Annotated in this window: 16 protein-coding genes and 1 pseudogene; 1 reads left to right on the top strand and 16 read right to left on the bottom strand. The window is 69.0% G+C overall.

Annotated elements, in window-relative coordinates:
* Positions 1-22: 22 nt before the first annotated feature.
* The 15 genes from ROA7023_RS07620 to ftsW form a co-directional block, all read right to left on the bottom strand.
* Positions 23-841, bottom strand: coding sequence for an outer membrane protein assembly factor BamD (locus ROA7023_RS07620; RefSeq protein ID WP_234992084.1), 819 nt, complete (start codon positions 839-841; stop codon positions 23-25).
* A 152-nt stretch (positions 842-993) separates the two neighbouring features.
* A complete protein-coding gene (gene lpxC / locus ROA7023_RS07615; RefSeq protein ID WP_085878424.1) occupies positions 994-1,908 on the bottom strand; it encodes a UDP-3-O-acyl-N-acetylglucosamine deacetylase in 915 nt (304 codons plus the stop codon).
* Positions 1,909-2,188: 280 nt separating this feature from the next.
* Positions 2,189-3,769: a cell division protein FtsZ gene (gene ftsZ, locus ROA7023_RS07610; RefSeq protein ID WP_085878423.1), complete on the bottom strand. Its 1,581-nt coding sequence runs from the start codon at positions 3,767-3,769 to the stop codon at positions 2,189-2,191.
* A 392-nt stretch (positions 3,770-4,161) separates the two neighbouring features.
* Complete coding sequence (gene ftsA / locus ROA7023_RS07605; protein WP_085878422.1) at positions 4,162-5,496, bottom strand: cell division protein FtsA; 1,335 nt, start codon at positions 5,494-5,496, stop codon at positions 4,162-4,164.
* Positions 5,497-5,521: 25 nt separating this feature from the next.
* Entirely contained in the window at positions 5,522-6,403 is an 882-nt protein-coding gene (locus tag ROA7023_RS07600) for a cell division protein FtsQ/DivIB (protein ID WP_234992082.1), read from the bottom strand.
* Positions 6,391-7,305 carry a D-alanine--D-alanine ligase gene (locus tag ROA7023_RS07595; RefSeq protein ID WP_085878421.1) on the bottom strand — a complete coding sequence of 305 codons (915 nt, stop codon included), beginning with the start codon at positions 7,303-7,305 and terminating at the stop codon, positions 6,391-6,393. Before ROA7023_RS07595 ends, ROA7023_RS07600 begins: the two co-directional genes overlap by 13 nt.
* A gap of 94 nt (positions 7,306-7,399) precedes the next feature.
* Complete coding sequence (gene murB / locus ROA7023_RS07590; protein ID WP_085878420.1) at positions 7,400-8,359, bottom strand: UDP-N-acetylmuramate dehydrogenase; 960 nt, start codon at positions 8,357-8,359, stop codon at positions 7,400-7,402.
* Positions 8,343-8,636, bottom strand: a complete 294-nt coding sequence (locus tag ROA7023_RS07585) for a hypothetical protein (protein WP_085878419.1) — start codon at positions 8,634-8,636, stop codon at positions 8,343-8,345. Before ROA7023_RS07585 ends, murB begins: the two co-directional genes overlap by 17 nt.
* 12 nt (positions 8,637-8,648) lie before the next feature.
* Positions 8,649-9,875 (bottom strand): hypothetical protein, encoded by a 1,227-nt coding sequence (locus ROA7023_RS24380; RefSeq protein WP_159458458.1) that lies wholly within the window; start codon positions 9,873-9,875, stop codon positions 8,649-8,651.
* 51 nt (positions 9,876-9,926) lie between these two features.
* Positions 9,927-10,184 (bottom strand): DUF2484 family protein, encoded by a 258-nt coding sequence (locus ROA7023_RS07570; RefSeq protein WP_085878417.1) that lies wholly within the window; start codon positions 10,182-10,184, stop codon positions 9,927-9,929.
* On the bottom strand, positions 10,181-10,438 hold the full coding sequence (locus ROA7023_RS07565) for a DUF2484 family protein (RefSeq protein WP_085878416.1): 258 nt from the start codon (positions 10,436-10,438) through the stop codon (positions 10,181-10,183). Before ROA7023_RS07565 ends, ROA7023_RS07570 begins: the two co-directional genes overlap by 4 nt.
* A gap of 97 nt (positions 10,439-10,535) precedes the next feature.
* Positions 10,536-10,763, bottom strand: coding sequence for a hypothetical protein (locus ROA7023_RS07560; protein ID WP_085878415.1), 228 nt, complete (start codon positions 10,761-10,763; stop codon positions 10,536-10,538).
* A complete protein-coding gene (gene murC / locus ROA7023_RS07555) occupies positions 10,760-12,175 on the bottom strand; it encodes a UDP-N-acetylmuramate--L-alanine ligase (RefSeq protein ID WP_085878414.1) in 1,416 nt (471 codons plus the stop codon). The genes ROA7023_RS07560 and murC overlap by 4 nt, the downstream gene beginning before the upstream one ends.
* 1 nt (position 12,176) lies before the next feature.
* Positions 12,177-13,274, bottom strand: a complete 1,098-nt coding sequence (gene murG, locus ROA7023_RS07550) for an undecaprenyldiphospho-muramoylpentapeptide beta-N-acetylglucosaminyltransferase (RefSeq protein ID WP_085878413.1) — start codon at positions 13,272-13,274, stop codon at positions 12,177-12,179.
* Complete coding sequence (ftsW, locus tag ROA7023_RS07545) at positions 13,275-14,441, bottom strand: putative lipid II flippase FtsW (protein ID WP_085878412.1); 1,167 nt, start codon at positions 14,439-14,441, stop codon at positions 13,275-13,277. It abuts the gene before it with no gap.
* 295 nt (positions 14,442-14,736) lie between these two features.
* Here ftsW and ROA7023_RS07540 point away from each other — a divergent pair.
* A pseudogene (locus ROA7023_RS07540) lies at positions 14,737-15,911 on the top strand (BaiN/RdsA family NAD(P)/FAD-dependent oxidoreductase).
* Positions 15,912-15,959: 48 nt separating this feature from the next.
* Here the strand turns inward: ROA7023_RS07540 and ROA7023_RS07535 are convergent.
* Complete coding sequence (locus ROA7023_RS07535; protein WP_234992080.1) at positions 15,960-16,637, bottom strand: thiamine diphosphokinase; 678 nt, start codon at positions 16,635-16,637, stop codon at positions 15,960-15,962.
* Positions 16,638-16,773: the final 136 nt, after the last annotated feature.

Here is a 16,773-nt window from a genome sequence, read left to right as displayed (position 1 = left end):
CGCGGTCATTGCGCACCAGCCCCTAAAGCCATTCGCCCCGCACAACCTGACGGTAGATCGAGGCCAGCCAGTTGTCGCCCGTGGCCTCGACGTTCAGCCCCTGTCCGGTCAGCAGGGCATAGCTGTCCTGATACCACGGCGTGGAGCGGTAATTGTAGCCCAGGATCGCGCCCGCGGTCTGGGCCTCCTCGGTGAGGCCCAGCGACAGGTAGGCCTCGACCAGCCGGTGCAACGCCTCGGCCGTGTGGGCGGTGGTCTGGAAATCCTCGACCACGACCCGGAACCGGTTGACCGCCGCCGCGTAATGCCCGCCCTTCAGGTAGTAGCGTCCGACCTCCATCTCTTTCGCGGCGAGGTGATCGAAGGCCAGGTCGAACTTCAGGATCGCGGGTTCGGCATATTCGCTGTCGGGATAGATCTCGATCACGGCGCGCAGGGCCTGCAGGGCCTGGAATGTCAGACCCTGGTCGCGGCCGATCTCGTCGATCTGGTCGTAATAGCTGAGCGCCAGCAGGTATTGCGCATAGGCTGCGTCGGTATCGGCGGGGTAGAAGTCGATGAAGCGTTGGGCGGCGGACCGGGCGTTGGGATAGTCGCGATCCTGGTGATAGGCCGCGGCCTGCATGATCAGCGCCCGCTTCGCCCATTCCGAATAGGGATAAAGCCGCTCGATCTCGCCGAAGTAATAGGCCGCGTCATCTGCGCGGTTGCGATCCAGCTCGAATTCGCCGCGTTCGAAGATCTGCTGGGCCGAATAGGCCTCCAGCACGCCCGGTTGGCGCGGATCGAACGTGTCGCAGCCCGCCAGCGTCAGGCCTGCGGCCAATGCCGCAACAGCCATGATTTTCGCCCGTCGTGCCGACATTCCCCGCCCCCTGCTCATGCCGTCCTCATGTTTCCGGACATCCGCCGGTTTGAGACAGGTCTAGCATAGATGATTCCGGGGCAAAACGCTCTTTTCGCCCGTGGCGCGGCGAGGGGCCCGAGGTGGCGTCAGGCCACCGCCCGCAGGTCTTCGGCATGGATCCCCGCGCCCGGCAGACGGGCCGCGATATGCGGCGGGCAGTGCACCCGTTCATAATTGGCGGGATCGGAAAAGAGCTTGCGCAGCAGGTCGTTGGTCATGGCGTGCCCGGCGCGCAGGCCGACATAGGCCCCCAGGATCGGCGCCCCGGCCAGGGCCAGATCGCCGAGCGCGTCCAGCATCTTGTGCCGCACGGCCTCGTCCGGGTGGCGCAGGCCGCCCGGGGTCAGGACCTTGTCGCCGTCAACGACGACCGCATTTTCCAGCGTGCCGCCCAGGGCCCGGCCCTCGGCGCGCATGGCATCGATATCCGCGCTCCGGCAGAAGGTCCGGGCGTCGCAAAGCTCGCGCACGAAGGCGCCGTTGGCCATGTCGAGCCCCAGGCGCTGACGCCCGATCGCGGCGTCGTCGAACTCGATCGCGAAATCCATGGTGAGCGCCTGTGCCGGCGAAAGCCGCGCCATCGCCAGCCCGCGCCGGACCTCGACGCTGCGGCGGACCCGGATCGCCGTCAGCGGGGCGGCCTGGTGCGTGAGCCCGGCATCGAGGAAAGCCCGCACGAAGGGGGCCGAGGATCCGTCGGCGATCGGCGCCTCCGGCCCGTCGAGCACGACCGTCGCGTTGTGGATGCCGCACCCCGCGAGCGCCGCCATCACATGCTCGACAGTCGAGACGCTGGCGCCGCCGGGGGCGACCAGCCGCGTCATCAGGGGCGATTGTTCCACATGGTCCCAGCGGGCGGCGATCCGGGCGCCGCCAAGATCCTGGCGAACGAAGACGATGCCCTGCCCCACCTGACCCGGCAGCACATGCATCGAGACCGGGGCGCCCGAATGGAGGCCCACGCCGTCGAATTGCACGGATCGGGAAAGTGTGGATTGCACGCGGAGCTGTCCTGTTAACGTTTGTTAGCCTCTGACCTAGTCGCCCTGTCCCCGGCTCTCAACTCACTCTTTGCAACCGACTGAAACATCCTCAGGCAGGTGTGGTAAGGCATTGATTTCCATTATATTTCGGCGGATGTGCGCGGCGGCTTCCATCAATCCGCCGGCCCCTGTTGCAACATGCTGACCGCACGGGCGGACGCGGGCGGAGGGCAAAGGAAAACCGCCGACACGGGCTGCGTGTCGGCGGTTGATGTCGCGTTGTCGTTTCGGTCCGGGCTCAGTTCGCCTGACGCCGCAGGAAGGCCGGGATCTCGATGCGTTCCTGCTCGGGATCCGCCTCGGCCTCTTCGTCCTGGCGCAGGGCGCTGACCTGAGGCTGGCGGCGCTGCGGGTTCGGCTGCTCGGCATGGCCGGTCATCCGGTTGATCAGCGAGTTGATGCCGAAGCGCGGACGCTCTTCCTCGCCGCGGTGCTCGGACCCATGGGCCGGTGCCGCGGGCCGCGCGGACGGAGACTTCCCGGCCGCGGCCTTCAGACGCGCCAGCGCCTCGGGCGAGGGCTGGCCGGGGGTCGGGGCGCGGGGCGCGACGAAGCTTGCCGGTTCCGCGTCGACCGCGGGCTCGGGCCGCGGGCGATAGGCCGGCGCGGGCAGATCCTCCTCGGCCATGTCCTCCTCGTACATCGGCTCGTCCCGGACCTCGTCGGTCTCGTCGTCGAAGAACGTGGGCTCTTCCGGCTCGGGGGCGCGGGCGGCCACCTCGGGTTGGCGGGCGGGCTCTTCACGCACCGGCGCGGGGGCCGGCGTGGGAGCGGCCGACCGGGCCGCGGCGGCGGGCTGCTGCAGAGGTGCCGCCATGGAGCGGCGCGGCGCCGGCATGTCGCCGGTCTTGGCCACGGCGTCGATCCCGGTGGCCACGACGCTGACGCGCATGCGGCCCTCCATCTCGGTGTCGAGGGTCGAGCCCACGATGATGTTCGCCTCCGGATCGACCTTCTCGCGGATCTTGTTCGCCGCCTCGTCCAGTTCGAACAGGGTCAGGTCGTAGCCGCCGGTGATGTTGATCAGCACACCCTTCGCGCCTTCGAGGCTGATTTCGTCGAGCAGCGGGTTCGCTATGGCCTTCTCGGCGGCCTGCACGGCGCGGTTGTCGCCCTCGGCTTCGCCGGTGCCCATCATCGCCTTGCCCATCTCGTCCATCACCGCGCGGACGTCGGCGAAGTCGAGGTTGATCAGGCCGGGCCGAACCATCAGGTCGGTGACACCCTTGACGCCCTGGTAGAGCACGTCGTCGGCCAGCGCGAAGGCCTCGGTGAAGGTCGTGTTCTCGTTCGCCAGCCGGAACAGGTTCTGGTTGGGAATGATGATCAGCGTGTCGACGACCTTCTGCAGCGCCTCGAGGCCGTCGTCGGCCTGCTTCATGCGCTTGCCGCCCTCGAACTGGAACGGTTTGGTGACGACGCCCACGGTCAGCACGCCCAGCTCGCGGGCGGCTTGGGCGATGATCGGGGCGGCGCCGGTGCCGGTGCCTCCACCCATGCCCGCGGTGATGAAGCACATGTGCGCGCCCGCGAGGTGATCGACGATCTGCTCGATCGACTCCTCGGCAGCGGCGGCCCCCACGGTGGCCCGGGCGCCTGCGCCCAGCCCTTCGGTGACCTTCACGCCCATCTGGATCTTGGCCGGGGCCATCGACTGCTGCAGGGCCTGCGCGTCGGTATTGGCAACCACGAACTCAACCCCGTCGAGTTGCTTCTCGATCATGTTGTTGACCGCGTTGCCGCCGGCACCGCCGACACCGAAAACGGTGATACGGGGCTTCAGCTCGTCGTGCCCGGGGAGGGATAGATTCAGTGTCATGGTTGCTGTCCGCCTGTTTGTTCTCCCGCCCGTCCCACCGGGCGCTTGCACCTGTATTGATTGACTCTAACTGCCTCTGGGCTGCACGTCACGCCAATTCCTCGAAAAAAACACAAAATAAGCGGTCGAATTGACGGAATCCGGCAATATCCTGCCGGTCATTCCAATTCTAGGCAATCGCGACCCGGCCACCACGAGATATTGAAGTCACGTCTCCGGTTGTCGCAAATCGGGATGCGACGTCGTGCGGTTCATTTGGACTCTCGGGGCGACTGCTCGGTCGGCCTGATGTGGGCGCCTCTGTGGGCGACTCTGTGGATGTTTTTAGCAGACCGGGGCGGTGCCGTCACGGGGTCTGACGCCCACGGGGCCAAAAATCTCGACTGCCGCGCCTACCAATTGTCCTTGAACCATTTCACCGCCCGCTTGAACGAGCGGGCGGGGTAACGCTCGGCCGGGATCTCGAAATCCCACCATTCGTCCTGCGGGTTGGCCGCGAACAGCGCCAGGCCCACCGCGCTCGCGAAGGAGGCGCCGGTGGCGGCCTGCGGCAGGCCCTGCACCCGCAGCGGCCGGCCGAGCCGCACCTGCTGGCCCAGGATCCGCGAGGCCAGCGCGTCGAGCCCCGGGATCTGCGAGCCGCCGCCCGTCAGCACGATCTGCTGCGAGGGCAGATGTTCGAACCCCGCCGCGTCGAGCCGGGCGCGGACCTCTTCGAGGATCTCCTCGACGCGCGGCCGCATGATGCCGATCAACTCGGCCCGGCTGGCCTGGCGCCGGTCGTGTTCCCAGTCGCCGGTGTCGCCGCCGATCTCGATCTGCTCGCGGTCGTCCATGCCGGTCGCCACGAGCCCGCCGTAGAAGGTCTTGATCCGCTCGGCCACGGACATCGAGACCTGCAGCCCCATGGAGATGTCGCCGGTCACGTGGTCGCCGCCCAGCCGCACGCTGTCGGCATAGATCATGTGCTTTTTCATGAAGATCGACAGGCCGGTGGCGCCACCGCCCAGGTCGATGCAGGCGGCGCCCAGCTCCTGCTCGTCCTCCACGAGGCTCGATATGCCCGAGGCATAGGCCGAGGAGGCCAGGCCCGCGATCTCGAGGTCGCAGCGCTTGACCGCGTGGATCAGGTTCTGGACGGCCATCTCCTCGACCGTCAGCAGGTGCATGTCGCAGGTCAGCTTGTTGCCGATCTGGCCGCGCGGATCGGCGAGGCCGGAGCGGTGGTCCAGCGCGAAGTTCACCGGCTGGGCGTGCAGCACGTGGCGACCTGCGCCGTAATCGGGCACGTCGCAGGCGGCCAGCACGCGGCCGATATCGCCCTCTTCGACCTGGGCGCCGGTGACGTCGATCGCCCCATCCAGCCCGTAGGACCGGGGCCGCGCGCCCGAGAACGAGGCGATCACGTGATCGACGCGGACCTGCGCCATCTTCTGCGCCGCCTGAAGCGCGGTGCGGATCGCGCGTTCGGTCTCGGCCATGGCGTCGATCTCGCCGAAGCGGACGCCGCGCGACCGGGTCGTCGCCGCGCCGATCACTCGGAACGCCGACTGGCCGGCCATGGAGCCCACGCCGTCGTTCTCGCGGAACCGTTCGGGTCCGTCGAAGCGCAGGATCAGGCAGGCGATCTTCGAGGTGCCGACGTCGAGGATCGCGATCACGCCCCGTTGCATCGCGACCTTGCGCATGTTCCGCATCGCCCGCTGGCTCTCGTATAGCTCCCTCATCGTGCCTGCCCTTCAGTGTTTCTTGTTATTGAAGTTTGCCCGACGTGCGCCGGAATGCCGCCGCCGCGGGCGGGTTGAGCCGTATCGTGGGGCGGGCCGCGTTGCGCATGTCCACCAGCGCGATGTCGCGGTCGAGCATGTCCTGCGCCGAATCCAGCGCCATCACCCTTTCGAGCGCCCGGACCGGGTTGTCGGAGGGCAGCAGGATCTTCTGCCCGCCCTCCAGCACCACGTCCCAGCGCCGGTCGCCCAGCCGCACCAGGCCGCGCAGCTTTTCCGTCAGCGGCTCGGCTACCGCGTAAAGCCGCAGCGCCTCGTCGAGCGCCGCGTCCGCCCCCATCCCGGCGATCAGCGGCAAGTCGGGCCGGTCGGCCCTGGCCTGCAGCGGGCTGACGAAGTGCCCGCCCGCGTCGATCAGCTTGAGGCCCTGTGCCGTGCGCCAGACCGCGACCGGCTCGCGCTGGACCACCGCCACCTCGAGGATGCCACCGGGGCGCACCCGCAGGCGGGCGCTTTCGACCGCGTTCAGCGCAGCCACCAGTTCGCGCATGTCCTCGAGTTCGAGATCGAACGAGGTCACTGGGAAGTTCAGCGGGAGCACATCGCGGATCTGGCCCGACAGATCGCCGTCTGCGCCGATGATGTCCATCGCGCTGACCATGAATTCCGGGCGCGACTGGAATTCGTCGCGCAGCTCGATCCAGGTCGCCTGCACCGCCATCCGGTTCGCCTCCTGGCCGAACCAGGCCCCCGCGATCCCGGCGATCAGCGCCAGCGGGGCGCCGATCCGCAACAGCTTGCGGAACCCCGGCGTCAGCATCAGCCGCTGGTAGCGATAGCGCCAGCGCGACGGCGCCGGGTCGCGCGGGATGCGGGCGTTGTCCTTGTCGCGGGCTACCTGTCGCAAGAGGCATCCTCCACCAGCCAGGCGCAGAGCGCGGGAAACTCGATCCCCTTCAGGGCCGCCTGTTCGGGCACCAGCGAGGTCGGCGTCATCCCCGGCTGGGTATTGGTCTCCAGCAGGATCAGGCCGGCGAGGCCGCGGCCCTCGTCCCAGCGAAAATCCGTGCGGCTGATCCCGCGACAGCCAAGCGCGTTGTGGGCCCGCAGGGCGTAGGCCTCGCAGGCGTCGAAGATCTCGGCCGGGATATCGGCGGGGATCACGTGGCGCGACCCGCCCGCGCTGTATTTCGCGTCGTAATCGTACCAGCCGTCGGTCAGGATGTCGGTGACGCCCAGCGTCCGCCCGTCCATCGCCGCGGTGGTCAGCTCCCGCCCCGGCACGAAGGCCTCGACCATCACCACATCGGGCATTGTGGCGGCAAGCTTCGGCGGGCCGTTCGCGCCGCCGTGCACGAAGTAGACACCCACCGAGGAGCCTTCGTTGTAGGGTTTCACCACGTAGGGCGGCGCCATGACATGATCCGCCTCGACCTCTGCCTTGCGGGCCAGCACGCTGTCCACCACGGGCAGGCCGCTGGCGCGGTAGATCGCCTTGGTCCGCTCCTTGTCCATCGCCATGGCCGAGGCCAGCACGCCCGAATGGGTATAGGGCAGTCGCATCCATTCCAGGATCCCCTGGACGCAGCCGTCCTCGCCCCAGCGGCCGTGCAGGGCGTTGAAACAGACGTCCGGCTTCAGCTCCGTCAGACGCAGGGCCAGATCCGGACCGGCGTCCAGTTCGCTCACGCGGTAGCCGGCGGTGCGCAGCGCGGCCGCGCATTCCCGGCCCGAAGACAAAGAGACTTCGCGCTCGGCCGACGGGCCGCCCAACAGGACTGCAACGTGGGGGGTCTGCCCGCCCGACATTTCACTGCCTCACGCGGGCCGTTCGCGCGGCCCGTCAAACTTGATCTTCATATTGAGTGCCGCGCATCCCTGCCCGGGGATGCCGACCTGCTGCTCAGTCGTCCGGGGCCGGTTCGCCGACCCTCATGATTTCCCACTCTAGCGTCAGCCCGCGCACCTCGTAAACCCTTTTCCGGACCGCTTCGCCCAGCGATTCGAGATCCGTGGCCGTGGCGCCGCCCGCATTGGTGAGGAAGTTCGAGTGTTTCTCGTTCATCACCGCCCCGCCGATCCGGGCGCCGCGCATGCCCGCCTCGTCGATCAGCGTCCAGGCCTTGAGCTCGTGGCTGTCGTCCGCGAGCCCGGTCGAGGAATAGCCGGCCGGGTTGCGAAAGGTGGAGCCCGCGGTGCGGTCCTTCGTCGGCTGGCTCGCGTCGCGGCGGGCCAGCTGGTCGGCCATCTTCGCGGCAAGCTCTTCAGGGTCGCCGGCCCATGTGCGGAACACCGCCTCGACGATCACCGCGCCCTCGGGCAACTTCGACGTCCGATAGCCCAGCCCCAGGTCGTGCGCCGGCAGGGTCACCGTCGCGCCGTCGCGCAGGATCGCCGTGACCTCGACCAGGTGATCGGCGACATAGGCGCCGTAGCAGCCCGCGTTCATCCGCACCGCACCGCCCACCGCGCCGGGAATGGTGCGCAGAAAGGTCAGGTCGAGCCCGGCCTCGGCCGCCTTGCGCGCCACGTGCGCGTCGAGCGCCGCTGCGCCCGCCCGGACCAGCCCGTCGCCGGTCTCGATCCCGTTGAAGCCGCGCCCCAGCCGGATCACCACCCCGCGCACCCCGCCGTCGCGCACGATGAGGTTGGAGCCGACGCCCATGGCCATCACCGGCACCTCGGCCGGCAGCGCGGCCAGGAAGGCGGCCAGATCCGCGCGGTCGGCGGGCTGAAAGAGCCAGTCCGCAGGCCCGCCCACCCGCATCCACGTAAGCTCGGCCAGCGGCCGCTCGGGGGTGAGGACCCCGCGCACCTCGGGAAGGCGGATCGCGGGCGCGGCGGTCTCAGGCGTCTTTGTCATGGGGCGCTGTCTGCCCCTCTTTGGCCCGCCGGTAAAGCCCCGCGAGCCCGCCGGCCACCATGCCGACCACCGTCGGCGCCAACATCAGGACCGCGATGATCACGTAGCCCATGCCATCGAATCCAGTCTGGCTGCGCCCTACGATGATCGCCCAGACCCCGGCTACCGCAAGCGCGAGCGCAAAGATCGCCACGACCCAGACCTTGCCCTGCCGCGCAAGAAAGAACCCGGGCAGAACGCCGATCAGAAACCCGATGGAAGGGATGAGGTAGATCATGGGTCAGCCTCCTTAAAAACCCAAGCTTGGCCCGACAAATCGCCCAAGCCATTCTCCGAACTCCACGATCCTGGCCATCAACGCGAGTCCGCCGCCACCATAGACTGCGAGCCTGATCGCCATGGCCATGTCTTTCTTTGTGTCCTTGCCAGCCAACGACAAAACCTCTCTGGCTTGACTGACAAGCCGTTGTCCCAAACGGCGCAGACGCCCGTGATCAATATCGGGCTTTTTCAGTTCGACCTCGATGTCATCAAGATATGCCCAAACAATCGTAACCTCTTGCTGCGCCTGCTCTTCGACCAATTCCGGCGGATTATTGTGGGACCGGTGGGCGGCGGACGCACTTGCCGCCGCCCGCAAGCTATCTCTCTCGGCCTTGAGTTTTCGAATTTCTGCCAACAGGGCATGCCGTTCGACGATCTCATTGATCCGCGCCAGAACCTCGGCGTCGGTGCCTTCCCAGAAGGGGTTGAAGTCCTCGCGCTGGTAGTCGCCGTCTCTGGCCAGGCCGCTGAGGGCGATCTCTTCCAGCACGTCCCAGTCGGGGGTCTTGCCGTCCAGCGCGTCCTGATACCAGTCGAGCCAGAACGACCAGTCGAGACCGGTGCCGACCCCGCGGGCGCTGGCGGGATCGCCCTGAGCCAGACCGCGCTTCACCTCGCGCCAGGCGTCTTCGAGCGGGTTACCACCGGCCGGCCACAGCCTGAGCCCCTTGCCGAGAAAATCGCCGTCTTGCAGGATTCCCATGTCCCGTCTCGACGCCTCCCAGACCGCAAGGTCGGCGGTGGCGTCGGTGGCGGCGGCGGCGGTGACGGCAGCGGAGAAGGCGGCGTAGGCGGCGGCGGTGATGGCGGCGTAGGCGGCGTCGCTGGCGGCGCGGTCGGCGGCGGCGTAGGCGGCGGCGGTGATGGCGGCGTAGGCGGCGTCGCTGGCGGCGCGGTCGGCGGCGGCGTAGGCGGCGGCGGTGATGGCGGCGTCGGCGGCGGCGTAGGCGGCGGCGGCGGCGCTCTTGATTGCGGGGGTTGGACACACCGGCGCAACCCCTGCAATCAGATTTGCCCGCAAAATGGGAAGTGGTGTCAAATCAAGACGTGAAGACGCCTCGGCCCAGGCGATCGGCAGCACCCACAGGGCCGCGCGGCTTGCAAGCCAGACGCAGGCCTCGCGGCTCTGGCCGGTCTCTTGCAGCCAGTCCCTGAGGCTGTCCCTGTCATCAACGTCCGCAATCTCGACCATACCGCACCCCCGCGCCCGCAGACTGCACGTCCGGCCCCTGCGGGACAAGGCTCAGGCGTCGGCGCGGCCCAACAGGCGCCTGATCCGGCGGCCGAGGTGATAGACCGGCCAGCGCAGGACGGACGCGCCCGCGGCCAGGCACAGAAGGCCGATCCAGGGCCCGTTCTCGTAGGTCACCCACCCCAGCAGCGGGATGCCAAGCGCGATCAGCACGTAGGCGCGGCGCCAGTGGTGGTCGCGCGACGGGATCATCGCCAGCACGTTGGCCGCGACCAGCCAGAGGAACGCGAGGATCAGCGACAGGCTCATTGCGGCGGCGCCTCCACGGTCAGGCCGAGCGCCCGGCGGATCAGGTAGCGCAGCGGGTTGCGGAACATCGACAGGAAGGCGAAGAGCGCGAAGCCCCCTATCCACCAGCCATGCTGCCAGGTGAGCCAGCCGATCAGCACCGGCGCCAGCGCCAGCAGGGTCAGCCCCGGCACGTATTGCCGCCGCATCGGCAGGAAGGCGGTCGCGGTGGCGGCCAGCACCCAGAGGATGCCGGCGAGGGCGGAGGCGCTCATGTCCCGGGCCCTCCGCCGGCGACGGGCCGGGCCGTCCCGGGCATCGCGCGGGGGCCAGGCATCGCGCCGGGGCCGGGGCAACGGCGGGCCGGGGCGGTCACACCAGCCCCCCGGTCAGCAGCCGCCGCAGGGGCCGGCGCAGGGCGAAGGCGCCGCCCAGGGCCGCGAGGCCGGCCACCGCCTCGGCCGGATCGGTGCGGGCGTGCAGGGCCAGCAGCACCCCCGCCGCCAGGGCGAAGGCCCCCAGCAGCCGCGCGACCAGCCGCGACAGGGTCGCGGCGAGGGCCAGGGCCACGGCCCCGGCGATGATCGCGGCCCAGCTCACCGGGCGAGCCGCGCGGGCAGGTTGTTGGCCCAGGCGCTGATCGTGCCCGCGCCGAGGCAGACGACGATGTCGCCGGGGGCCGCCTCTTCGCGCACCAGCCGTTCCAGGTCGTCCTCGGTCTCTACCGCCCGTGCGTCGCGGTGGCCCGCGCGGATCAGCCCGGCGACCAGGTCGTCGCGCGAGGCGCCCTCGATCGGGGCCTCGCCCGCCGCATAGACCGCGCCGATGCCGACCACGTCGGCCTCGTTGAAGCAGTTGCAGAACTCCTCGAACAGGGAGTGCAGGCGGGAGTAGCGGTGCGGCTGGTGCACCGCGATGACGCGCCCGTCGCTGGCCTGGCGGGCGGCCTTGAGCACGGCCGCGATCTCCACCGGGTGGTGGCCGTAATCGTCGATGATGGTTACGCCATTGACCTCGCCCACCTTGGTGAAGCGCCGGTTGACCCCGCCGAAGGCCGCGAGCGCAGCGCGGATCTCGTCGCGCTTCATCCCCAGGTGCCGGGCCACGGCCACCGCCGACAGCGCGTTCGAGACGTTGTGGTCGCCGGGCATCGGCAGGCTGCAACCCTCGATCACCTGGCCCTCGGCCTGCAGGGCGACATCGAAATGGGCGACCCCGCCGGCATAGGTCAGGTTGACGGCGCGCACATCGGCCTGGGCGTTGAAGCCGAAGGTCACCACGCGCCGGTCCGAGATCCGGGCGACCAGCTTCTGCACCTGGGGATGGTCGGTGCAGCAGACCGCCACGCCATAGAACGGGATGTTGGACACGAAATCCTCGAACCCCTTGTGCAGCGCCTCTTCGGTGCCCCAGTGCTCCATGTGCTCGGGGTCGATATTTGTGACGATGGCGATGGTGGCGGGCAGGCGGTTGAAGGTGCCGTCACTTTCGTCGGCCTCGACCACCATCCACTCGCCTTCGCCCACCCGGGCGTTCGAGCCGTAATTGTGGATGATCCCGCCATTGATGACCGTGGGGTCGAACCCGCCGGCATCCAGAAGGGCTGCGACCATGGTGGTGGTCGTGGTCTTGCCGTGGGTGCCCGCGACCGCGACGTTGGATTTCAGCCTCATGAGCTCGGCCAGCATCTCGGCCCGCCGGACCACCGGCAGGCCGCGCCGCCGGGCCTCGTCCAGCTCCGGGTTGCCGGGCTTGATCGCCGAGGAGATGACGACAACCTCCGCCCCTTCGAGGTTCTCGGGCCGCTGGCCCTCGAAGACGAGGGCGCCGAGGCTTTTCAGCCGTTCCGTGATCGGCGTGGCCTTCAGGTCCGATCCCTGCACGGTATAGCCATGGTTGAGCAGAACCTCCGCGATCCCCGACATGCCGATCCCGCCGATCCCCACGAAATGGATCGGCCCCACATCCAGGGGGAGCTTGGTTGCTGCGTTCATCTTCAGGCTTCCGTCCATGTTACTGTCCTCTCTCGTCTGCCAGCCCCTCGACGATGGCGGCCAGATGCTCTGTCGCGTCCGGCTTGCCGAAGGCCTGGGCCGCCCGCGACATCTGCGCGGCGCCGTCCGGGTCGCCCAGGATCAGCGCCACCTGCTCGGCCAGGGCGTCGACCTCCAGCCGGCTCTCGGGGATCAGGATCGCGGCGCCCGCCTGCACCAGCCCCCGGGCGTTGGCGGTCTGGTGGTCCTCGGCGGCATGGGGATAGGGGATCAGGATCGCCGGCCGGCCGATCACCGACAGATCGGCGATGGTCGAGGCCCCGGCCCGCGCGATCACCAGTTGCGCCTCGGTCATCCGCTCGGGGATGTCGGTAAAGAAGGTCTCCACATCGGCGTTGATGCCTTCCTCGTAGTAGTATTTCGCCACCCGCTCCACGTCTTCCTCGCGGGCCTGGTGGCTGACCCGGACATGGCGGCGGATCTCGCGCGGCAGCGACGACAGCGCGGGCGGGACGATGTCGCTCAGGATCCGGGCGCCTTGCGAGCCGCCGATCACCAGCACTGACATCGGGTAGTCGCCGGGCGCGATGTAGCCGGCGCTCGCCCGGTCCAGGATCGCCGAGCGCACGGGGTTGCCCACATGCTCGGCCTCCACCCCCTCGGGCAGGACCGTGGGCCAGGTGCCGCAGGCCACCTTGGTGACCCGCTTGGCGAAGAGCTTGTTGACCTTGCCCAGCACGCCGTTCTGCTCGTGGATCATGGTCGGCACGCCGAGGGTCAGCGCCGCCGACAGCGCGGGGATCGTCGGATAGCCGCCGAAGCCTGCGACGACCGCCGGCCGGTCCCGCCGCATGGACCGCCGGGCCGAGATCGCGCCGCCCAGCACCCGGAACGGCACCGAGAGCTTGGCCAGCGGCCCGCCCCGCGCGAAGGTGGCCGAAGAGATCACCTCCTGCGCCACGGCCTCGGGAAAGCCGCCCGAATAGCGCGCCCCGCGCGCATCCGTCGACAGCTTCACCCGCCAGCCTCGTGCCAGCATCGTCTCGGCCAGCGCCTGCGCGGGGAACATGTGCCCGCCGGTGCCGCCCGCGGCGATGATCAACAGAGGCGCCGCCATCTACCGGCCCTTTCGCATCAGAATGTCCCCAAGCTCGCCCTGCGGGCGGGTGCGCGTAAACGCCAAAAGCATCCCCACCGCAATCCCCGAGGCGATCACGGACGAGCCACCGTAGGACACGAACGGCAGCGTCATCCCCTTGGCCGGCAACAGCCGCACGGCAACCCCCATGTTGATCATCGCCTGCACGCCGAAGACGCAGGCAAGGCCTGTGCCGGCAAAGCGGATGAACGGATCGCGCTCCCGCATCAGCCGCGCGAGCGAGCGCACGACCACCATGACATAGAGCGCGATGATGATCAGCACGAGGATCAGGCCGTATTCCTCGGCCGCGACGGCGATGATGAAATCCGTATGCGCATCGGGCAGCGACAGCTTCACCGTCCCCTCGCCCACGCCGGTGCCGAAAAAGCCGCCCTCCCGGATCGCGTTGGAGGCATAGCCGAGCTGGGTGCGCGGATCGACATCGGGGCTCAGGAACCCGTCGATCCGGCGGGCGAAATGCTCGGACTGGTCATAGGCGACGGCACCCGCGCCGATCGCCGCGCCGGCCAGCCCCATAAGCAGGGCCAGCGGGGCGCCGGCGACGAAATACATCACGCCCCAGGCAAAAAGCACAAGACAGGCCTGGCCGAAATCCGGCTGCATGGCGAGGAAGGCGACGATCACGATGGTCAGCGCGAGCGAATAGCTGCGCCCCGGCGGCCCGCCCAGCTCCTGGCTCGCGGCCATGAACCAGGCCGCGACGACCACGAACCCGGGCTTGAGGAATTCCGACGGCTGAAACGAAAACCCGCCGATGGAATGCCAGCGCACCGCGCCCTTGCCATGGTCGGTTCCGATCACCGGCAACAAGACCAGCGCCACGAAGGCCAGCACGAAGCCGACCACCGCAAGCCGGCGGACCATGACCGGCGACATCATCGAGAAGGCCAGCATGACCGCGATCGCCACCATGCCGAAGCTGAACTGCTTGCTGACATAATAGAACGGCGCGAGATTGTTGCGCGCCGCCAGCGGCGGCGATGCGGCAAAGCCCAGCAGCAGCCCGATCCCGAACAGGATCAGGATGCAGGACATCGTCCATTTGTCGATTGTCCGCCACCACCGCGGAAGAACAGGATCGCCCGCCGCGACGGGGATCGTTCCATGCACCATTTCCGTCATGGGATCTCTGCCGATTGCCTCTGCCCGCCCGGGTTATTCCCGGGTCTGACCGCCAGCCTACCCTGTTTCGCCCCGTCAGGCCAGACCAAAGCGAATCGCTGCCATACCCCCGGCCCTCCCCATTCATCTTGGCCAGAAAACTCCCGCCGGAGGCGCCCACGGCCGCAAAAGGCGCCGCAGCCGGACCACGTCGGACCCGCGGCCCCGACACGCGGGGCCAGATCCGCCCCCCTTTGCACCAGGGCAGACCCGCCGCCCCCTTGTGCGCGGGTCCGAATGAAGGCACCTGATGGCGATGCAGGTCACCACGCTCATCCTCGGCGCCGGCGCGGCCGGCCTCTTCTGCGCTGCCCACGCGGGGCCGGGCACGCTGGTGGTCGACCACGCGAAGGCGCCTGCCGAAAGGTCCGGATCTCGGGTGGCGGCCGCTGCAACTTCACCAACCTGCGCACCACCGCCCGGGCCTTCCTCTCGGAAAACCCGCATTTCGCCAAGTCGGCCCTGGCCCGCTACACGCCGCAGGATTTCCTGGCGCTGGTCGAGGGCCACGGCATCGCCTACCACGAAAAGACCCTCGGCCAGCTCTTCTGCGACAGCTCGGCCCGCGAGATCATCGCGATGCTGCTGGGCCTCGCCCGGGACGCCGACCTCTGGCTCGAGACCGAGGTCGGCGCGGTCGCCCATGACGGAACCCACTACCGGGTGGAACTGACCCGCCACGGCAAGCCGGTGACCGTCCTTGCCCGCCATCTCGTGGTCGCGACCGGCGGCAAGTCGATCCCGAAGATGGGCGCCACCGGCCGCGCCTATGCCCTCGCCGGCCAGTTCGGCCTGCCGGTGACCGAGACCCGGGCCGGCCTCGTCCCCTTCACGTTCGCCGACGGACGCTTCGCGCCCCTTTCCGGCCTGTCGCTGCCGGTCCGGGCCGCGGCGAACGGCACCGCCTTCGAAGAGGCCATGCTCTTCACCCACCGCGGCCTCTCGGGCCCGGCGATGCTGCAGATCTCCTCCTACTGGCAGGAGGGGCAGGACATCACGCTCGATCTTCTGCCCGGCACCGACGCGGCGCAGGCCCTCGCCGAGGCCAAGCGCCAGGCCGGAAAGTCGCAGCTGGGCACCTGGCTCACCCGCCAGCTTCCCAAACGCCTGGCCGAGAGCCTCGCCCCCGACCTGCCCGCGACCACCCGGCTCGCCGAACTGGCCAGCGCCCGGATCGACGCCATCGCCGAGCACCTGCACCGCTGGACCCTGCGCCCCTCGGGGACCGAGGGCTATCGCACCGCCGAGGTCACCCTGGGCGGCGTGTCGACCGGGGCCCTCTCCTCCCGGACGATGGAGGCCAAGGCCCTGCCGGGGCTGTTCTTCATCGGCGAATGCGTGGACGTGACCGGCTGGCTGGGGGGCTACAACTTCCAATGGGCCTGGGCCTCCGCCCATGCCGCGGGGACAGAGATCGCCTCCCGCGCCTGACACCCCCGCCCCGGTCCGCGCCCCAACCGGTCCGACGCTGCCGGGGCGTCACCCCGGCCAGCCGCTCCCCTGCGCCCCCAGCGCCTCCACCACGTCGGCCAGCGCCTCCCGCGGCAGGATGACCAGCATCCGCGGATCCGAGAATTCCAGCCGCACCGGACCGCTGGCCGCGTTCGACGTCCCGCTCCGCCCCCAGGGGGCGAAGCCCAGCCCGTCGATCGGCCATTCCAGCCCCTCCGAGCGCCCCGTCACCGGCCCCATGGGAAAGAGCGACACCAGAGAGCCCACCGGCACGTCCAGTTCCAGCACCGGCGGGGCGAGAAACACCAGGCTCTCGGCACCGATCACCACGCAGCGCCGCGCCGCCCGGCGCACCAGCACGTTGAACGCCGCGAGATCGTGGTCGATCCGCCCCCCCGTCATCCCCACGGCCAGCACCAGCGGCGCGTCGATGGCGCAGAGGGCCTTGTCGAAATCCGTCGTCTCCTGCTCGGAAACCGGATGCAGCACCTCCGCCAGCGCGTCCCGGCCGGCGGGCGACAGGGAATCCATGTCGCCGATGACGGCCTCGGGTCGGCAGCCCGCCGCAAGGGCGCTGTCCCCGCCGCCATCGGCCGCCACAAGGCGCGGTGCATGGGCCCGCGCCAGCGCAAGATCCTCCGGCCCGGTCACGCCCCCGCCGATCAGCGTCACCGGCGCATCTGACAGAACAATCGCGCCATTCACTGCAAATTTACTCCAATTGGGGCAACATTCCTCAATGTGGTCACGAAATAATCCCGCCTTAAACTTCATCCTGTTCCGTATTTGGAACCAGTTCATGTTAGACAGAGTGTCGCTGGGTGAGAGAGAAAGCGAGTAC

It is taken from the genome of Roseisalinus antarcticus (assembly GCF_900172355.1).
Lineage (GTDB): Bacteria > Pseudomonadota > Alphaproteobacteria > Rhodobacterales > Rhodobacteraceae > Oceanicola > Oceanicola antarcticus_A.
Note: the sequence above shows the minus strand (reverse complement) of the source record. Positions and strands in the feature narration are given on the sequence as shown.

What these genes read in the sequence shown, in the direction of transcription:
- ROA7023_RS07620 (WP_234992084.1), bottom strand. Translation starts at nt 841, where the DNA reads ATGGCTGTTGCGGCATTGGCCGCAGGCCTGACGCTGGCGGGCTGCGAC.
- ftsZ (WP_085878423.1), bottom strand. Translation starts at nt 3,769, where the DNA reads ATGACACTGAATCTATCCCTCCCCGGGCACGACGAGCTGAAGCCCCGT.
- ftsA (WP_085878422.1), bottom strand. Translation starts at nt 5,496, where the DNA reads ATGAGGGAGCTATACGAGAGCCAGCGGGCGATGCGGAACATGCGCAAG.
- ROA7023_RS07595 (WP_085878421.1), bottom strand. Translation starts at nt 7,305, where the DNA reads ATGTCGGGCGGGCAGACCCCCCACGTTGCAGTCCTGTTGGGCGGCCCG.
- murB (WP_085878420.1), bottom strand. Translation starts at nt 8,359, where the DNA reads ATGACAAAGACGCCTGAGACCGCCGCGCCCGCGATCCGCCTTCCCGAG.
- ROA7023_RS07585 (WP_085878419.1), bottom strand. Translation starts at nt 8,636, where the DNA reads ATGATCTACCTCATCCCTTCCATCGGGTTTCTGATCGGCGTTCTGCCC.
- ROA7023_RS24380 (WP_159458458.1), bottom strand. Translation starts at nt 9,875, where the DNA reads ATGGTCGAGATTGCGGACGTTGATGACAGGGACAGCCTCAGGGACTGG.
- ROA7023_RS07570 (WP_085878417.1), bottom strand. Translation starts at nt 10,184, where the DNA reads ATGAGCCTGTCGCTGATCCTCGCGTTCCTCTGGCTGGTCGCGGCCAAC.
- ROA7023_RS07565 (WP_085878416.1), bottom strand. Translation starts at nt 10,438, where the DNA reads ATGAGCGCCTCCGCCCTCGCCGGCATCCTCTGGGTGCTGGCCGCCACC.
- murC (WP_085878414.1), bottom strand. Translation starts at nt 12,175, where the DNA reads ATGGACGGAAGCCTGAAGATGAACGCAGCAACCAAGCTCCCCCTGGAT.
- murG (WP_085878413.1), bottom strand. Translation starts at nt 13,274, where the DNA reads ATGGCGGCGCCTCTGTTGATCATCGCCGCGGGCGGCACCGGCGGGCAC.
- ftsW (WP_085878412.1), bottom strand. Translation starts at nt 14,441, where the DNA reads ATGACGGAAATGGTGCATGGAACGATCCCCGTCGCGGCGGGCGATCCT.